Source organism: Amycolatopsis sp. PSD-21 (assembly GCF_055561455.1).
Genome location: NZ_CM145712.1, coordinates 3077536 through 3093264, shown reverse-complemented (window position 1 = coordinate 3093264; position 15729 = coordinate 3077536). Strand labels below are relative to the sequence as shown.

Here is a 15729-nt window from a genome sequence, read left to right as displayed (position 1 = left end):
GGCTGTGAACGCACCGACGCCACAACGTGGCGCACATCCGGGCGGCCGCGGGGCGGGCCCACTCCGGGAATCCAGACTGGACGACGTGCCCTGGGCGCGCCGGTGTCGCCGCCCGGTACTTCCGGTGAGCCAGGAGTGCTTATCGGGCTTCCCACCCGACCGGGCCTAGGCTTTGGGCGCGCCGACTCCGCCGCCCGGTGTGAATCCGGGTGGCTCCAGGGCGTATTTCTGTGCCGATCAGAAGGGTGGGGTGTCGTCGTCGGGTTGGGGTCGTGGGTCGTGGAGTGGTTCGGGGGTCGCGTGGTAGGTACGGCCGGTGGGGGTGGTGATGGTCATGCCGCCGTTGCCGGTGGGTTGGGCGCTCCAGCCGGGTTCTTCTTTGAGGAGGTTGTGGATTTTGCAGGCGGCGTGGCAGTTGTGGTGGTCGGTGCCGCCGTGGCGGGCCCAGGTGGTGATGTGGTCGATCTCGGAGAACTCCGCCGGCCGGTGGCAGCCGGGGTGGGTGCATTCCCGATCCCGCGCTTTGATCAACCTGGCCAGTGACGCCGGGGACCGGTAAGTACCGGGACTGGCTTCCAGGAGCTGTCCGGTAGCGGGGTCGGTGATCAACCGCGACCACGTCGAGCCGGGGTCGGCGGCGATCTCGCGGGCGAGCCACCCGGGAACCGGGCCGTACCCGGCCAGAGTCGCGGGGTCCTCCTGCGCGCCGACCAGGGTCAGCAAGTCGACATAGACATGGACATGCGCCCGCGGCGTCCCATAACCGTCCTCGGCCAGCAACCGCTCGGCGAAAATATCCGCCCGATGCTGGTCAAGGGTGCGGGACTGATCGGTCCGGCGGCGTCTCTTCGCCGCCTGGCTCAGGGACGCGTAGATCGAACTCGCGACCTCGGCGGGAAGCCAACCGGACAGCTTGGACATGGTCTCGTCCTCGTGCTCCAGCGAGACATGCCGCAACGCGCGTTTGGCCGCGGCACGTTCCCGATAGCCATCCGGGTCGAACTTCTGCACCGCGTGATCCACCGACTTCCGGATCGCGCCAGGGTCACGCCCGGCGAGACGCGTGACCATCCAAGCGTCCACCTGCGCGGCGACCTCATCGGACACCTCCCGCGTCAACTGGGACACCTTCGACGCCTTGTACAGATCGATGTCACCGTTCTCCAGCGCCGCCAGCGTGTTCGGCAACCGGGACACCAACGCACACGAGGTTTCGACCAGCAAGAACGCCTGATTGCGGGAGACCGAGAAGGCCAACGCGACCTCCTCGGTCACCGATCTTCGCGAACCACCCACCCCGGCGAAACCCGCTATCGAACGCACCTGCCGCCCCTGCGCCCGACGCAACACAACCTCCTCGTCAAAAGCGGCATCCAGAAGACGAGCAGCTTTCGGATTAAAAGCAAAAGAAGTGGTCATGACCAAGATCATACTCAAACACCAGTTCGAACGCCACTGAATCGGGGGATGGTTTCAACTGGTGAGCGCTCCACCCCTAGTCTAGCAACACCTTGCTGAACGCTTCGATCGACTTAATCCAGCCCAGTGTCTGCCGTGGCCGGTTGTTGAGTTCGTCTGCGATGGCATCGAGTTCGTCCCGTGAATACCCGGACAGGTCGGTTCCTTTAGGAGGAGGTGGTTCAACTGGTGAGTGCACCACCTCTAAAGCTGCACTTTGCTGAACGCTTCGATCGGCTTAAGTCACCCCACTTTCTGCCGCAGCCGGTCGTTGAGTTCGCCTGCGATGGCATCGAGTTCGTCCCGTGAATACCCGTCGGTTCCTTTCAGGAGGTCCTTGCGCAGCAATCCATTGGTGTTATCGTGCTGCCGCGTTGCCACGGTGAGCGTGGACCATCTCGGAAACGGCTCCCAGAGAGACACCGGCGCCACCACCCATTGGCGGCACCAGCGCGGATCACAAAAACCGGCATACCCGTGGCCAAAAGCAAAACCGACGGACACACACCGCCGAACGAAGGCAATCACCGCCCACCGAGCGCTCGCCGCCACGCCCGCCCAAACTCCGCACCGGTGATCCTGACCGCCACGAACTCCGGCTGCGCGTTGATCTCGGCAAGGGGCGGGACGGGAACCTCACCCAAACCGGTGCCGCCCACCTCATCCTTCTCGTCGGCCCAACCGGCCCAACCGACCCTGCCGTCCCGGAACCGCTCCACTTTCCGGCACTCGTAACCATCGGAGCCGACCTCGCTGAGGATCTCCACTGGCTCCTCGCCGAAGTCGTGCGACCACGACCCGCGGTACCACCGCATCACGCACCCAGGGTAGGGCCAACCCCCGCACCAACCCACCGGCGTACCGCATTCACTCCACCTCCGCCCCCGACAAGACTCACAACGGTGACCGCAAACCTCCGCACAGGCAGCGATTTCGCCCGTCTGTCCCGCCGCGTCAGCGAAGCGGGCCTCCTCGACCGCCGTCCCGGCTACTACGTCTTCCGCATCGGCCTGGTCGCCACCCTCTTCGTCTCCGGCTGGGTCGCCTTCTTCGCGATCGGGGATTCCTGGTGGCAGCTGGGGATCGCCGTCTTCCAGGCGGTGATGTTCGGCCAGATCGCGTTGCTGTCGCACGATCTCGCGCACCGTCAGGTGTTCCGCACCCGCCGCCCGAGCGAGATCGCCGGGCGGATCGCGGGGAACCTCGGCGTCGGCATGAGTTACGGCTGGTGGATGGACAAGCACACCCGCCACCACGCGAACCCGAACCACGAGGACCTCGACCCCGACGTCGATCCGGACATCCTCGTGTGGTCGAAGGACCAGGCGCGGGCCAGCAAGGGCCTCCCCCGGTTCATCGGCCGCTACCAAGCGTTCCTGTTCTTCCCGCTGCTCACCCTTGAAGGCCTGAACCTGCACTTCTCCGGGATCCGCGCGGTCGCGAAGCCGGGCCTCCGGCGGCGCGGGCTCGAAGCGGCGCTGCTGCTGGCGCATTTCGCGCTCTACTTCAGCGCGTTGCTCGTGGTCCTCTCCCCCGGCAAGGCGCTCGTCTTCTTCATTGTCCACAAAGCACTGTGGGGTGTCTACATGGGATCGATCTTCGCGCCCAACCACAAGGGGATGCCGATCCTGTCCGGCGACACCGAACTCGACTTCCTCCGCAAGCAGGTGCTCACGTCACGCAACGTCCGCGGCGGCCGGATCGTCGACGTCGCGCTCGGCGGGCTCAACTACCAGATCGAGCACCATCTGTTCCCGAGCATGCCGTCGCCGCATCTGCGCCGCGCCCGGCCCATCGTTCAACGTTACTGCGACGAGATCGGCGTCCCGTACCACGAGACCGGGCTCATCGAGTCGTACTCGCTCGCGTTGCGCAGCCTGCACGACGCCGGCGAGCCGATCAGAGCCAATCGTCGGGACGCGGCCAGGGCATGAGCGCGGCGAGCGCGTCCGTCACCGGCTCGGTCACCGTGTACCGCCCGCGATGGAACAGCAACGGCCGATCGTCGGACGGTTCCCCGAGCGCGGTGACCCGGCCGACGACGACGTAATGGTCACCCGCCTCGTGCACGGCTTCGAGGGTGCAGTCGATCCAGGTCAGGGCCCCGGTCAGCAAAGGGGATCCGGACGGGGCGGGGGTCCAGTCGACCGACGCGAATTTGTCCGCGCCCCGCGCGCCGAACACCGCGCTCACCTCTTGCTGATTTTCGGCGAGCACGTTGACGGCGAACCGGCCGGACTCGGCGAGCACCGCCCAGGTCCGGGATGTCTTGGCAGGGCAGAAGAGCACCAGCGGCGGATCCAGCGAAAGCGCCGCGAACGACTGGCACGCGAAGCCCACCGGAGCCGTGCCGTCGTGCCCGGTCACCACCGCGACGCCGGTGCAGAAATGCCCGAGCACCGTCCGGAACCGCGCCGGATCGATGTCCGCGCCGAGGTCCGTCACCGGGGTCACGACTGCCCCGGCGGGCGGGCGCCGACTGAAAAGTCGTGTCCCCACAAGGAAACCGCCGTACTCTCTCGGGCGATCCAGCTCTCGTCGTCCACTTGACGCCCCTCGCAACCGTATTCGACGTCGAAGCCGCCGGGGGTCTTCATGTAGAACGAGAGCATCAGATCGTTGACGTGCCGCCCGAGGGTCGCCGACATCGGCACCTTCCGGCGGATGGCCCGGTCGAGGCAGAGGCCGACGTCGTCGGTGTTCTCCACTTCGACCATGAGGTGCACGATGCCGCTGGGTGTCGGCATCGGGAGGAACGCGAGACTGTGGTGCCGCGGGTTGCAGCCGAAGAACCGCAGCCACGCCGGAGCGCCGTCGGCCGGCCTGCCGACCATCTGCGGCGGCAGTTTCATCGAGTCCCGCAGCCGGAACCCGAGGACGTCCCGGTAGAACCGCAGGGAAGCGTCATCGTCGTGTGTGGACAGGACGACGTGCCCGAGTCCTTGCTCACCGGTCACGAACTTGTGCCCGTACGGGCTCACCACGCGCCGGTGCTGCAACGCGACGCCGTGGAACACTTCCAGCGTGTTGCCCGAAGGGTCCTCGAAGGACACCAGGCCGTCGACCCGGCGATCGGCCAGCTGATCCGGCGTGCCTTCCTTGTACGGCACCGAATGCGCGTCGAGCGCAGCCCGGATTTCGTCGAGTTCGCCGGCGTTGGCGACCTCCCAGCCCGCGACGGCGAGCCGGTCGTGCTCGCCGGGGAAGATCACGAGCCGCGCCGGGAAATCGTCCATTCGCAGGTAGAGCGCTTCCGGATTCGTGCCGGAACCCTCGACCATGCCGAGGACCTTCAGCCCGTATTCGCGCCACGCGGCCATGTCGGTGGCTTCGATGCGGAGGTAGGCGAGCGAGCGGATACCCATCAGGAGGCTCCCAGGAAGTCGAGTGCCAGCCGGTTGAATTCGTCGAACTTCTCCAGCTGCGCCCAGTGCCCGCAGCCGCCGAACACGTGCAGCTGGGCACGCGGGATCGTCTTGAGCGCGAGCAGCGCGCCGTCGAGCGGATTGACGCGGTCCTCGCGGCCCCAGATCAGGAGTACGCGCTGCCGCAACCGATGCGCCTCACGCCACAGCATGCCCTCTTCGTAGGTGTCGGGCTGGGCGAACGACTTGCCCATCGCCTTCATCGCGGCCAGCGACTCCGGCGCGCTCGCGGCGGCGAACCGTTCGTCGATCAGTTCGTCGGTGATCAGCGACTGGTCGTGCACCATGATCCGCAGGAAGGCTTCGAGTTTCTCGCGACTCGGTCCCGGCGGGGCGCTGAACCGGCCGAGGTTCTTGATGCCTTCGGTGGGATCGGGCGCGAACAGGTTCACGCTCAGCCCGCCCGGCCCCATCAGGACGAGCCGCCCGGCCCTCTTCGGGTGGTTGAGCGCGAGCCGCACGGAAGCCCCGCCACCGAGCGAGTTGCCGACGAAATGCGCCCGTTCGATACCGAGTTCGTCCATGAGCCCGACCACGGCGTCCGCGCTGTGGCGGAAGTATTGGGGATGCTCGGTCGGCTTGTCCGAGCGGCCGAACCCGGGCTGGTCGATGGCCAGCGTCCGGTAGTTCTTGCCGAACACCGGGAGGTTGCGGCCGAAGTTGCTCCACGCCGACGCGCCGGGCCCGCCGCCGTGCAACAGGATCACCGTCTCGGAATGTTCCGCGCCCGCCTCGTGGTAATGCAGCTTGAGTCCATCTCGGACAGTGACGTACTTGCCTTCGGTCATCAGACCATCGCATTCTCGACGGGCAGCCCGAAGGCGCCGGTTCCGAACATGACGTAGGCGCGCTCGGCGTCGTTCGCCGCGTGCACCCGGCCGGCGTGGGCGTCGCGCCAGAACCGCTGGATCGGGGTTCCGGCCTGCAAGGCGCGGCCGCCGGAGTTCTCGAAGAGCCTGTCGATCGCGAAAATCGCGCGCTCCGTGCCGCGGACCTGATCACGCCGGACCCGCAGCCGGGTGGAGAACGGCAGCTTCTCCCCCTTGCACGCCAGCTGGTACAGCTCGTCGATGTTGTGCGTCAGCTGGAGCCAGGCCGCATCGATCTCGCTCGCCGCCTCGGCGATCCGCACCTTGGCGAACGGGTCCTCTTTGGACTGTTCACCCGCGTACGCCGCGCGGACGCGCTTGCCCTGGTACTCGACGTGCGCGTCGTAGGCGCCTTGCGCCATCCCGATGATCGGCGCGGTGATCGTGCTCGGATGCACCGAGCCGTACGGCAGCTTGTACAGCGGCCCGGGATTGATCTCCTGCCCCGGCGTCTTGCACTTCGACGTCGCGATGAAGCTCAGCGCGCGGTGCTTCGGCACGAAGACGTCGTTCACGATGATGTCGTTGGATCCGGTGCCGCGCAGGCCCACGGTGTCCCAGACGTCTTCGATCGTGTAGTCGGCGATCGGCACCAGGTACGTGCAGAAGTCGACGGGTTTCCCGTCCTTGAACACCGGCCCGCCCAGCAGCACCCAGGTCGCGTGGTCGCAGCCGGAGGAGAAGCTCCAGCGCCCGCTGAGCCGGTAGCCGCCGTCGACGACGTCCGCCTTGCCCATCGGCGCGTACGACGAGGAGATCCGGACGTCGGCGTCGTCACCCCAGACGTCCTGCTGCGCCTGCGCTTCGAACAGGCCGAGGTGCCACGGATGGACGCCGAGGATGGAGGCGACCCAGCCAGTGGACCCGCACGCGCTCGCGACGAGTTTGACGGCGGTGTAGAAGCTCACCGGGTCGGCTTCGAGGCCACCGAACGTCTTCGGCTGCAGCAGTTTGAAGAACCCGGTCTCCTGCAGGGATTTGACGGACTCTTCGGGAACGCGCCTGGCGTCCTCCGCCTCCTGCGCCCGCTCCCGCAGGACCGGCAGCAGCTCCCGGATCCCCGCGATCACGTCCTGCGCGGCGTGCTCGCTCATATGCGTCCCTCTCTCGTTCTCGGTGAACCGATCCAAGACTAGAACACGTTCTCGTTTTTGTCGACCGATCCCCGGTCGAGGGCACTGTGCAGTCCGGCACGCCGACCGGAAAACACGCAGTCGGCCAGCGACAGACCGCTCACGTAGGACCTAGAACAGATTCCCACCGCGGTCCGGCCGGCCGCGTACAGCCCGCGGATCGGCGCGCCGGCGGCGGACCGCACCGCGCCGGTGTCCTCGTCCACGACCAGGCCGCCCAGCGTCAGCATCGGGCACGGATAGCCGAGGTTCGGCTTGATCGAGACGTCGATCAGCGAGTACGGCGCCCGGTCCAGCGGCCGCGCGAACTCCGCTGGCTTGCCCGTCGGATCCGCGCCGGACCTCGCCGCCTCGACACTGGCGGCCAGCCCGCCGGGATCGACGCCCGCCTTGCGCGCGACCTCGTCCAGCGACCCGGCGACGACGCGCTGCCGCAGCAGGTACCGCACCTGAAGTCCTTGGAACCATTGACTTTGCCCGCGCGCGTCCCGCCGGACCTCCTGGACGATGGCGTCGTCGACCAGCAGCCAGCCACGCCCTTCATGGCCGGTGATCATGCGTTCGCCGACGGCCGCCCCGTACCGGGACTCGTCGATGATGCGGCCACCTCTCTTGTCCACGAGCAGACCGCCGAGGAACGCCGACGGCGGGGTGATGAACCGCCAGGCGGAGATCCGCCCGAGTTCCGCGGTGGCCCCGCCCGCCTCGACCCCCATGCGGATGCCGGAGCCGTCGTCGGCCGACGTCCCGAGCGCCAGCCCGCCGCGATACGCGGGCGCGTGCTCGCGCACCATCTCGCGGTTCGCGATGAACCCGCCCGCCGCGAGCACGACCCCACGCGAGGCGGAAATCCGCAGCTCACGGCCATGACGGCGCTCGATGCGCTCGGCCCGCCGGTGCAGCGACTTCCGCAGCGAGGGCACGTAGATCCCCGGTTTGGCGGCATACGCCGAGAGCCTCCGGTGCGCCGCCCGCACACGAGCGGGAGCGTCCCGCAGCGTGGACACGACGACGCCGGTCACGGTCCCGTCGGCGTCCACGATCAGGTTCCGCGCGGCGGTCTGCGGCAGCACCTGGATCCCACGACTCCGAACCGCCTCCATCAGGCGTTTCATCAGCAGTTTCCCTGAGGTGCCGGGCCCTTTGACGCGATGTCCGCGCGGCGCGGGCTTGGCGGCGTCACGGAAACCGCCCGCCGCCTCGCTGCCCGAGTAGTACAGATAGTGCTTGTCGCTCGGGTACGACGTCTTGTACGGGCACAGACTGCCCTCGAAAGGCACGCCGTTGCCTTCCAGCCAGGAGATCATCTCCGTACTGCCCGCACAGAAACGCCGCAGGGTCTCCTCGGAGACGACGTCACCGACCTCCAGCCGCAGGTAGTCGTACATCGCGTCGATGCTGTCGTCGACGCCCGCGTCCCGCTGCTGCGCCGTCCCGCCCCCGGCGTAGACGACACCACCACTGACCGCGCTCGCGCCACCGCCGGAAAAGCGGTCCAGCACCAGCACCCGGGCACCGGCATCGGCGGCCTCGATCGCCGCACAGGCGCCGGCCGCACCGAAACCCACGATCACCACATCCGCGACGAGGGAGTCCATGCCCCCACCCTAGAACTAGAACACGTTCTCGTCTATGGTGACTGGAGCAGCGCGGATGCTGCTACATGCTTCCTACAACGTGTTTCAGGTGAGGGGCGTATGGAGTACGACGTGATCGTGGTCGGCAGTGGTGCCGCCGGGATGACCGCCGCACTGTCCGCAGCCCACCGGGGACTCGAGGTCCTGGTCGTGGAGAAGGCCGCCCACTTCGGCGGTTCGACGGCACGCTCCGGCGGCGGCGTCTGGATCCCCGGCAACCACGCGCTGCGGGCGGCCGGGATCGAGGAGTCCCCGGAACGGGCACGCGAGTACCTCGAAGCGATCGTCGGTGACGTCGTCCCCGCCGAACTCCGGTCGGCCTTCCTCGACCGCGGCCCCGAGGTGCTGTCCTTCGTCTGCGACAAGACGCCGTTGCGCTTCCGCTGGGTCCGCGGCTACTCGGACTACCACCCGGAAGCCCCCGGCGGGCGCGCGGGCGGACGGTCGGTGGAGCCGGCCGCGCTCGACGGCAACCTGCTCGGCCCGGAGCTGGCGAATCTGGAGCCGCCGTACAGCGCTCCCCCGCTCGGCGCCCCGATCACCCAGGCGGACTACCGGTGGCTGAGCCTGCTCGCCCGGCATCCGCGCGGCGTCCTGCGCGTGCTGAGTCTCGGCGGGCGCTGGCTCGCCGGCCGGATCCGCCGTCAGCGGCTGCTTTCCATGGGGCAAGCGCTTGCGGCCGGTCTGCGTGAGGGGCTGCGGCGGGCGGATGTCCCCGTCTGGCTGAACACGCCGCTGGTGGATCTGGAGAGCGAAGGCGACCGGGTGACCGGCGTCGTCGTCCGCCACGAGGGTGAGGAGAAGACGGTCCGCGCGCGGCTCGGCGTCGTCCTCGGCGCGGGCGGGTTCGAACGCAATGAAGAGATGCGGGTCAAGTACCAGCGGGCGCCCATCGGTACGGAATGGACCGTCGGCGCCGAGGCCAACACCGGTGACGCCATCGACGCCGGGCTCAAACTCGGCGCGGCCGTCGACCTGATGGACGACGCCTGGTGGGGCCCGTCCATCCCGCTCACCGGCGGCCCGTGGTTCGCGCTCGCCGAACGGTCGCGGCCGGGTTGCCTCATGGTCAACGCGCGGGGCGAACGCTTCGTCAACGAATCGGCGCCGTACGTCGAGGCCGTGCACGCGATGTACGGCGACGGTGACGGCCCCGGTGCGAATATCCCGACCTGGCTGGTGTTCGACCAGCGCAACCGCAACCGGTACATGTTCACCGGCCTCGGCCCGCGCCAGCCGCTGCCCGGCCGCTGGTTCAAAGCGGGCATCGCGGTCAAAGCGAGCACGATCGCGAAACTCGCCGAGCGGATCGAGGTCCCGGCCGACGCGCTGGAAGCCACCGTGCGCCGGTTCAACGGCTTCGCCAGGAGCGGCGTGGACGAGGACTTCCACCGCGGGCGCAGCGCGTACGACCACTACTACGGCGACCCGCGGAACAAGCCCAACCCGAGCCTGGGCCCGCTGGACGTCGCGCCGTACTACGCGGTGAAGATCGTGCCCGGCGACCTGGGCACCAAGGGCGGTTTGAGGATCGACCCGCACGCGCGCGTCCTGCGCGAGGACGGGTCGGTGATCGAAGGGCTTTACGCGGCGGGCAACACGAGCGCGGCGGTGATGGGCCGCACCTACGCGGGCCCCGGCGCGACGATCGGCCCGGCGATGGTGTTCGGCTACCTTGCGGCCGAGCATCTCGCGCAGCAAGATCACACCAAAGCGGGAGGCAGCCGATGACGACGGAATCCGTACGGCAGATCGACGCGGGCGCGCCCCCCACGCGGTTCGCGCGCGGGTGGCACTGTCTCGGCCTCGCCGAGTCATTCCGCGACGGGAAGCCGCACGCCATCACGGCGTTCGGGACGAAACTGGTGGTCTTCGCCGATTCGTCCGGCAAGCTGAACGTGCTCGACGGGTACTGCCGCCACATGGGCGGCGACCTCACCCAGGGCGAGGTCAAGGGCGACGAGATCGCCTGCCCGTTCCACGACTGGCGCTGGAACGGCAACGGCAAATGCGTCTCCATCCCCTACGCCAAACGGGTTCCGCTGCGGGCGCGGACGAAGTCCTGGACCGTGCTGGAAGAGAACAAGCAGCTGTTCGTCTGGCACGACCCGGAAGGCAACCCGCCGCCCGAGGACGTCGTCATCCCGCGGATCGAGGGCATCTTCACCGGCGAGTGGAGCAACTGGACCTGGGACTCGGTGCTCATCGAGGGCTCCAACTGCCGCGAGATCATCGACAACATGGTCGACATGGCGCATTTCTTCTACATCCACTACGCCTTCCCGACCTACTTCAAGAACGTGTTCGAGGGGCATATCGCCACGCAGTACCTGAACACGAAGGGCCGCCCGGACAAGGGAATGGCGTCGAACTACGGCGGCGAGGAGAACCTGCTGCGGTCGGAGGCGTCCTACTTCGGTCCGTCGTACATGATCAACACACTGCTCAACACGTACCAGGGTTTCGAGATCGAGAACGTGCTGATCAACTGCCACTACCCGGTCACCGAGAACTCGTTCGTCCTGCAGTGGGGCGTGAGCGTGAAGAAGTTCGAGGGCGTCTCGGACGAGCACGCGGACAAGATCGCCGGGAAGTTCGCCAAGGGCATCGGCGTCGGCTTCCTGCAGGACGTCGAGATCTGGCGCAACAAGACCCGCATCGACAACCCGTTGCTGTGCGAGGAGGACGGGCCGGTCTATCAGTTGCGCCGCTGGTACGACCAGTTCTATGTGGACGCCGCCGACGTCACCGAGGACATGACTCGCCGGTTCGAGTTCGAAGTGGACACCAGCCGCGCCAACGAGGTCTGGGCGGCGGAGGTGGCCGACAACCTGGCACGGCAGCAGGCGGAAGAGGCCGGGGTGTGAAGCCCGAGACCGTCGAATTCCTCACCGCCGGGCTGCGGCCGCTGAGCTGCCGCGCGTGCGGGACGTGCGTGCTGGTCAAGAAGAACAGCATGCAGCACACCAGCATCCAGTGGACGAGTGACGCGTCCCGGAGCTGCCCGGTGTTCGCCGAGCAGAAGGCCTCCGGAGCGCAGACGGCGTTGCTCGACACCTGCGGCAATCTCAGCGACAGCATCGAAGCCGCGTTGAAGGACGGCCTGCTGGAGGTGCCCGAATGAGCGGCCCCGTCACCGTGACCGTGGCCGAGGTGATCACCGAGACCGCCGACGCGCGGTCGATCGTGTTCGAGATCCCGGCCGAGCACGCCTCGGTTTTCGCTTACACCCCAGGGCAGTTCCTCACGCTGCGCGTGCCGAGCGACCGGACCGGGTCGGTGGCCCGCTGCTACTCGCTCTCCAGCGCGCCGCACGAGGGCCGGGTGCAGGTCACCGTCAAGCGCACCGCCGACGGCTACGGATCGAACTGGCTCTGCGACAACCTCCAGGCGGGCCAGGAGGTCCAGGTCCTTCCGCCGGCCGGGGTGTTCAGCCCCGCTTCGCTCGACGAGGACTTCCTGCTGCTCGCGGGCGGCAGCGGTATCACGCCGGTGATGTCGATCCTCAAGTCCGCGCTGGAGCACGGCACCGGCAAGGTGGTGCTGCTGTACGCCAATCGCGACGAAGCTTCGGTGATCTTCGCCCGGGAGCTGGCGGATCTCGCCGCCCGGTACTCCGACCGGCTGGTCGTCGTGCACTGGCTGGAGAGCCTGCAAGGACTGCCGACGGAGGCGCACCTGCGCGCGCTGGTGGCGCCGTACACCGCGCACGAAGCGTTCATCTGCGGCCCGGGACCGTTCATGGACGCCGCGCGCACGGTGCTCAAGGACCTCGGGCTGCCGCGCAAGCGGATCCACCTGGAACGGTTCCTGTCCCTGGGCGGGAACCCGTTCGAGGTGGCCGAACCCGTCGCCGTCGAAGAGGCCGAGACCCCGGCGTCGGTCGAGGTCACCCTCGACGGCGAGACGAAGAAGCTCATCTGGCCGCGCCGGACGAAACTGCTGGACCTGTTGCTGGAAAAGGGTTTCGACGCGCCGTACTCGTGCCGCGAGGGCCAGTGCAGCGCTTGCGCCTGCCGGATCACTTCCGGCGAGGTGAAGATGCTGAACAACGAGGTCCTCGACGGTGACGACATCGCCGAAGGCATCGTGCTGGCGTGCCAGTCCCTGCCGCTGACCGACGACGTCACCGTCACCTACGAGTAGGAGCTTTCCGTGCCCATCGATCCCTCGGTCGCGATCGGCGCCGACCTCGGCGAGGTGAGCTTCGCCTGGACCGCGTCCGACGTGCAGCTCTACCACCTGGCGCTGGGCGCCGGAGCGGACCCGATGAGCCCGCGCGAACTGCGCTACACCTACGAGGACGGCCTCCAGGTGCTGCCGACGTTCGCCACCGTCGCGGCGAACCTGCGCGTGTTCGAGCCGCCGGCCGTCTCGTTCCCCGGTGTCGAGGTCGACCTCGGGAAAGTGCTGCACGGCAAGCAGGAGGTGATCGCGCACCGGCCCATCCCGGTCTCGGGGAAGGCCGTGGCGCGCACCCGGATCGTCGACGTCTTCGACAAGGGCAAGGCGGCCGTGATCGTGAACGAGACGGTCGCCACCGACTCGGACGGCACTCCATTGTGGACACTGCGGTCGAGCATCTTCGCCCGTGGCGAAGGGGGTTTCGGCGGCGAACGCGGCCCGTCCGACCGCGTCGAGCTCCCGTCGCGGGAGCCGGACGCGGTCATCGACACGCCGACGTTGCCGCAGCAGGCGCTGCTCTACCGGCTCTGCGGGGACCGCAACCCCCTGCACGCCGATCCCGCGTTCGCCGCGGCGGCCGGGTTCGGCAAGCCGATCCTGCACGGCCTGTGCACCTACGGTGTCATCGCGAAGGCCGTCACCGACGAATTCCTCGACGGCGACACCGCCCGCGTCGCGTCGTTCTCGGCCAAGTTCGCCGGCGTCGTCTTCCCCGGCGAGCCGCTGCGGACCCGGGTCTGGCGCGAGCCGGCGGGGCTGCTCGTCACCACCACGGCACCGGACCGGGACGAGGCACCGGTCCTTTCCGACACTTTCTTGACCACGACAGACTGAATCCTCGTTCCCGCAGGTAGCGGCTCTGGCTAGACTCGGGCAGGTGCGCCCCTTGATCTCGGACCCGTATGCCGAACTCGGCCGGGACTACGCGCGATCGAGACGCCCGGATCCCCGTATCGCGGCCGCCGTCACCGCCGCTCTCGGCGACGCGCGCTCGGTGGTCAACGTCGGGGCCGGAGCCGGTTCCTACGAGCCGGAAGACCGCGACGTGGTGGCCGTCGAGCCGTCGCGGCGGATGATCGCGCAGCGCCCGTCCACCGCGGCCCCGGCCGTGCAGGCGTGCGCGGAAGGGCTCCCCTTCCCCGACGGCGCCTTCGACGCCGCCCTGGCGGTGCTGACCGTGCACCACTGGACCGACGTGACCGCCGGGCTGGCCGAGCTGCGGCGTGTGTCCCGCCGCCAGGTGATCGTGACCTGGGACCAGGCGGTGTTCGCACGGTTCTGGCTGGTGCGGGACTACCTGCCGGAGATCGCCGAACACGAAAGCAGGCTGGCCTGTCTCGACCGGGTCGTCGAGGAACTGACCGCCGCCGGGCAGGCGCCTTCGGTGGCTCCGCTGCCGGTGCCGTCGGACTGCGTCGACGGGTTCCTCGGCGCGTATTGGCGCAGGCCGGAGGCCTACCTGTCCGAGCGTGTGCGCGCGGGGATGTCCGGGGTGGCGCTGCTGGACCGGAACGTCGTCGCGACGGCCGTCGAGCGGCTGCGCGCCGATCTCGCGGACGGGCATTGGCACCGGCATCACGTCGCCCTGCTCGGCCGGACGGAACTCGACCTGGGGTACCGGCTCGTCACCACGTGATTCAGTACACAGTGGACGTCTCCCGCGGCGTGAGCGGCGGTCGACCCCGGCCGCGAGGCATGGTATTCATGGCTTTCGTGACGGCAGGGGACGGGAGCGGCATGACGGCGGAGTACTTCGTGGTCCGTGGCCAGGTGGAGAAGGGCGATCAGCGCGGCAGGGAACTGGGCTTCCCGACCGCCAACATCGCGCTGCGCGACCAGGACGGCCAAGTCGGCGACGGAGTGTGGGCGGGCTGGGCCGAACGCGCCGACGGCACCCGGATCGCGGCGGCGGTCTCGGTCGGCAGGCGGCCGACCTACTACGGCGCGGACGGCTACCGGCTCGTCGAGGCGCATCTGCTGGACTTCAGCGGCGACCTCTACGGCGAGGTGCTGACCGTGTGGCTCGGCCATCACCTGCGCGAGCAGGAGGCGTACCCGTCGTCGGAGGCGCTGATCGTCGCGCTGAACAAGGACATCGCCGACGCCCGCAAGTGGGCGTCGGACAACCCGGCCGAGGGCCTGCCGGACGCGGGCAACGCCGAGGCGGGCGTCGTGCGCCGCGTCCCGGCCTCGTGAGTGGCGATTCGGGTTAGAAGCCGAATCGCCACTCACGACCCTTGCCGTACCCCTCAAGAGAACCGTCTGCATCGCCAACACCGGCGCGCCCATGTCGCGAAAGCCACTTTCGAGACATCAGACGTCGCGAAAGTGGCTTTCGCGACACGTCTGCCTGGCCTCACTTGCTCCCGTGCCGGTGGCGTCGCGAAAGTGGCTTTCGCGACACACACCGAGAAATCAGACCGCCGCGCCCAGCAGCATGTAACCCATCCCCAGTCCCATGATCACCCGGCACACCCGCCGCGACGTCTGACCGGAGCCCCCGTCGCCGCGCGCCGCGAGCACCCCGGCGCGCACGGCGTCCGCCGCGAAGTACGCGGCCACGGCACCGAAGATCAGCGAAAGCCACAGTGCCGAGGTGGCGCCGGGTCCGGACATCACCAGCCACGGACCGTGGGTCACGTCGCTGTGCGGCATGAACGTCACCATGAACAGCATCGCGGTGGCGGAGACGGCGTGGTGCCCGCACGAGGTGTGCCCCGACCGCCGCCCCTTCCACCACGAGACGGCGAACCAGCCCGCGGTCAGCGCCAGCACCGCCTGCCAGCCCGCCGCCGGGATCGGGCCGCCGACCGGGGACAGCATCGCGACCATCGCGACGACGAGCAGCAGTTCGGCCAGGTCGCCGTTGCGGACCGCCGCGCCCTGCCTGCCGTAGTCCAGGCGGACGAGCCTCAGCACGCAGGGCAGGACGAGCGCGGCGAACACCGCGGTCAGGGTCCACGCGACGACGATTGGTCCAGACATGGCACCTCCCGGCCGGTAACCCCTTCACCGTGGCAGG

The 15729-nt window shown here is 68.6% G+C and carries 16 protein-coding genes and 2 pseudogenes; 8 read left to right on the top strand and 10 right to left on the bottom strand.

Annotated features, from left to right (window positions below; translation table 11 throughout):
- Nucleotides 1-237: 237 nt before the first annotated feature.
- From ACZ1DY_RS14985 to ACZ1DY_RS14970, 4 genes and pseudogenes are all read right to left on the bottom strand, one after another.
- Nucleotides 238-1275, bottom strand: a complete 1038-nt coding sequence (locus tag ACZ1DY_RS14985) for an HNH endonuclease signature motif containing protein (protein WP_465485663.1) — start codon at nt 1273-1275, stop codon at nt 238-240.
- A 220-nt stretch (nt 1276-1495) separates the two neighbouring features.
- Nucleotides 1496-1630: pseudogene (locus tag ACZ1DY_RS14980) on the bottom strand (IS30 family transposase); the annotation flags it as partial.
- A gap of 71 nt (nt 1631-1701) precedes the next feature.
- A pseudogene (locus tag ACZ1DY_RS14975) lies at nt 1702-1850 on the bottom strand (IS30 family transposase); the annotation flags it as partial.
- A gap of 132 nt (nt 1851-1982) precedes the next feature.
- Complete coding sequence (locus ACZ1DY_RS14970) at nt 1983-2273, bottom strand: DUF6881 domain-containing protein (protein ID WP_465485662.1); 291 nt, start codon at nt 2271-2273, stop codon at nt 1983-1985.
- 87 nt (nt 2274-2360) lie between these two features.
- On the opposite strand from ACZ1DY_RS14970, the gene ACZ1DY_RS14965 reads away from it, so the two are divergent.
- Entirely contained in the window at nt 2361-3392 is a 1032-nt protein-coding gene (locus tag ACZ1DY_RS14965; protein ID WP_192745464.1) for a fatty acid desaturase family protein, read from the top strand.
- On the opposite strand, the gene hsaB is transcribed toward ACZ1DY_RS14965, so the two are convergent.
- The 5 genes from hsaB to ACZ1DY_RS14940 are packed head-to-tail and all read right to left on the bottom strand — an operon-like array spanning nt 3358 to nt 8483.
- Nucleotides 3358-3912 (bottom strand): 3-hydroxy-9,10-secoandrosta-1,3,5(10)-triene-9,17-dione monooxygenase reductase subunit, encoded by a 555-nt coding sequence (hsaB, locus tag ACZ1DY_RS14960; protein ID WP_465484711.1) that lies wholly within the window; start codon nt 3910-3912, stop codon nt 3358-3360. The two genes, ACZ1DY_RS14965 and hsaB, sit on opposite strands and share 35 nt — an antisense overlap.
- Nucleotides 3909-4823 (bottom strand): iron-dependent extradiol dioxygenase HsaC, encoded by a 915-nt coding sequence (gene hsaC / locus ACZ1DY_RS14955; RefSeq protein WP_465484710.1) that lies wholly within the window; start codon nt 4821-4823, stop codon nt 3909-3911. Before hsaC ends, hsaB begins: the two co-directional genes overlap by 4 nt.
- Nucleotides 4823-5671, bottom strand: a complete 849-nt coding sequence (gene hsaD / locus ACZ1DY_RS14950; RefSeq protein ID WP_257487962.1) for a 4,5:9,10-diseco-3-hydroxy-5,9,17-trioxoandrosta-1(10),2-diene-4-oate hydrolase — start codon at nt 5669-5671, stop codon at nt 4823-4825. Before hsaD ends, hsaC begins: the two co-directional genes overlap by 1 nt.
- Nucleotides 5671-6846 carry a 3-hydroxy-9,10-secoandrosta-1,3,5(10)-triene-9,17-dione monooxygenase oxygenase subunit gene (gene hsaA, locus ACZ1DY_RS14945; protein WP_192745467.1) on the bottom strand — a complete coding sequence of 392 codons (1176 nt, stop codon included), beginning with the start codon at nt 6844-6846 and terminating at the stop codon, nt 5671-5673. The genes hsaD and hsaA overlap by 1 nt, the downstream gene beginning before the upstream one ends.
- Before the next feature lie 38 nt (nt 6847-6884).
- Entirely contained in the window at nt 6885-8483 is a 1599-nt protein-coding gene (locus tag ACZ1DY_RS14940; protein ID WP_465484709.1) for an FAD-binding protein, read from the bottom strand.
- Nucleotides 8484-8582: 99 nt separating this feature from the next.
- Here ACZ1DY_RS14940 and kstD point away from each other — a divergent pair, with 99 nt between their 5' ends.
- The 7 genes from kstD (at nt 8583) to ACZ1DY_RS14905 (ending at nt 14903) form a co-directional block, all read left to right on the top strand.
- Nucleotides 8583-10253: a 3-oxosteroid 1-dehydrogenase gene (kstD, locus tag ACZ1DY_RS14935; protein WP_465484708.1), complete on the top strand. Its 1671-nt coding sequence runs from the start codon at nt 8583-8585 to the stop codon at nt 10251-10253.
- The gene (locus tag ACZ1DY_RS14930; protein WP_240597871.1) at nt 10250-11389 is read left to right on the top strand and encodes a Rieske 2Fe-2S domain-containing protein; all 1140 of its coding nucleotides are present in this window, start codon (nt 10250-10252) and stop codon (nt 11387-11389) included. The genes kstD and ACZ1DY_RS14930 overlap by 4 nt, the downstream gene beginning before the upstream one ends.
- A complete protein-coding gene (locus tag ACZ1DY_RS14925; RefSeq protein WP_465484707.1) occupies nt 11386-11646 on the top strand; it encodes a hypothetical protein in 261 nt (86 codons plus the stop codon). The genes ACZ1DY_RS14930 and ACZ1DY_RS14925 overlap by 4 nt, the downstream gene beginning before the upstream one ends.
- Nucleotides 11643-12668, top strand: a complete 1026-nt coding sequence (locus ACZ1DY_RS14920) for a 2Fe-2S iron-sulfur cluster-binding protein (protein ID WP_465484706.1) — start codon at nt 11643-11645, stop codon at nt 12666-12668. Before ACZ1DY_RS14925 ends, ACZ1DY_RS14920 begins: the two co-directional genes overlap by 4 nt.
- A gap of 9 nt (nt 12669-12677) precedes the next feature.
- Nucleotides 12678-13541: a MaoC/PaaZ C-terminal domain-containing protein gene (locus ACZ1DY_RS14915; protein WP_257487967.1), complete on the top strand. Its 864-nt coding sequence runs from the start codon at nt 12678-12680 to the stop codon at nt 13539-13541.
- Nucleotides 13542-13593: 52 nt separating this feature from the next.
- Entirely contained in the window at nt 13594-14343 is a 750-nt protein-coding gene (locus tag ACZ1DY_RS14910) for a class I SAM-dependent methyltransferase (protein ID WP_465485661.1), read from the top strand.
- A 101-nt stretch (nt 14344-14444) separates the two neighbouring features.
- Complete coding sequence (locus tag ACZ1DY_RS14905; protein ID WP_257489731.1) at nt 14445-14903, top strand: riboflavin kinase; 459 nt, start codon at nt 14445-14447, stop codon at nt 14901-14903.
- 219 nt (nt 14904-15122) lie between these two features.
- Here the strand turns inward: ACZ1DY_RS14905 and ACZ1DY_RS14900 are convergent, their stop codons facing one another.
- The gene (locus ACZ1DY_RS14900; protein WP_126737611.1) at nt 15123-15692 is read right to left on the bottom strand and encodes a DUF5134 domain-containing protein; all 570 of its coding nucleotides are present in this window, start codon (nt 15690-15692) and stop codon (nt 15123-15125) included.
- Nucleotides 15693-15729 lie beyond the last annotated feature (37 nt).

Bases quoted from the DNA above. Each gene is read 5' to 3' on its own strand.
- kstD (WP_465484708.1), top strand. From the start codon at position 8,583: ATGGAGTACGACGTGATCGTGGTCGGCAGTGGTGCCGCCGGGATGACC.
- hsaD (WP_257487962.1), bottom strand. From the start codon at position 5,671: ATGACCGAAGGCAAGTACGTCACTGTCCGAGATGGACTCAAGCTGCAT.
- ACZ1DY_RS14930 (WP_240597871.1), top strand. From the start codon at position 10,250: ATGACGACGGAATCCGTACGGCAGATCGACGCGGGCGCGCCCCCCACG.
- ACZ1DY_RS14940 (WP_465484709.1), bottom strand. From the start codon at position 8,483: ATGGACTCCCTCGTCGCGGATGTGGTGATCGTGGGTTTCGGTGCGGCC.
- ACZ1DY_RS14970 (WP_465485662.1), bottom strand. From the start codon at position 2,273: ATGCGGTGGTACCGCGGGTCGTGGTCGCACGACTTCGGCGAGGAGCCA.
- ACZ1DY_RS14900 (WP_126737611.1), bottom strand. From the start codon at position 15,692: ATGTCTGGACCAATCGTCGTCGCGTGGACCCTGACCGCGGTGTTCGCC.
- ACZ1DY_RS14920 (WP_465484706.1), top strand. From the start codon at position 11,643: ATGAGCGGCCCCGTCACCGTGACCGTGGCCGAGGTGATCACCGAGACC.
- ACZ1DY_RS14905 (WP_257489731.1), top strand. From the start codon at position 14,445: ATGACGGCGGAGTACTTCGTGGTCCGTGGCCAGGTGGAGAAGGGCGAT.
- hsaC (WP_465484710.1), bottom strand. From the start codon at position 4,823: ATGGGTATCCGCTCGCTCGCCTACCTCCGCATCGAAGCCACCGACATG.
- hsaA (WP_192745467.1), bottom strand. From the start codon at position 6,846: ATGAGCGAGCACGCCGCGCAGGACGTGATCGCGGGGATCCGGGAGCTG.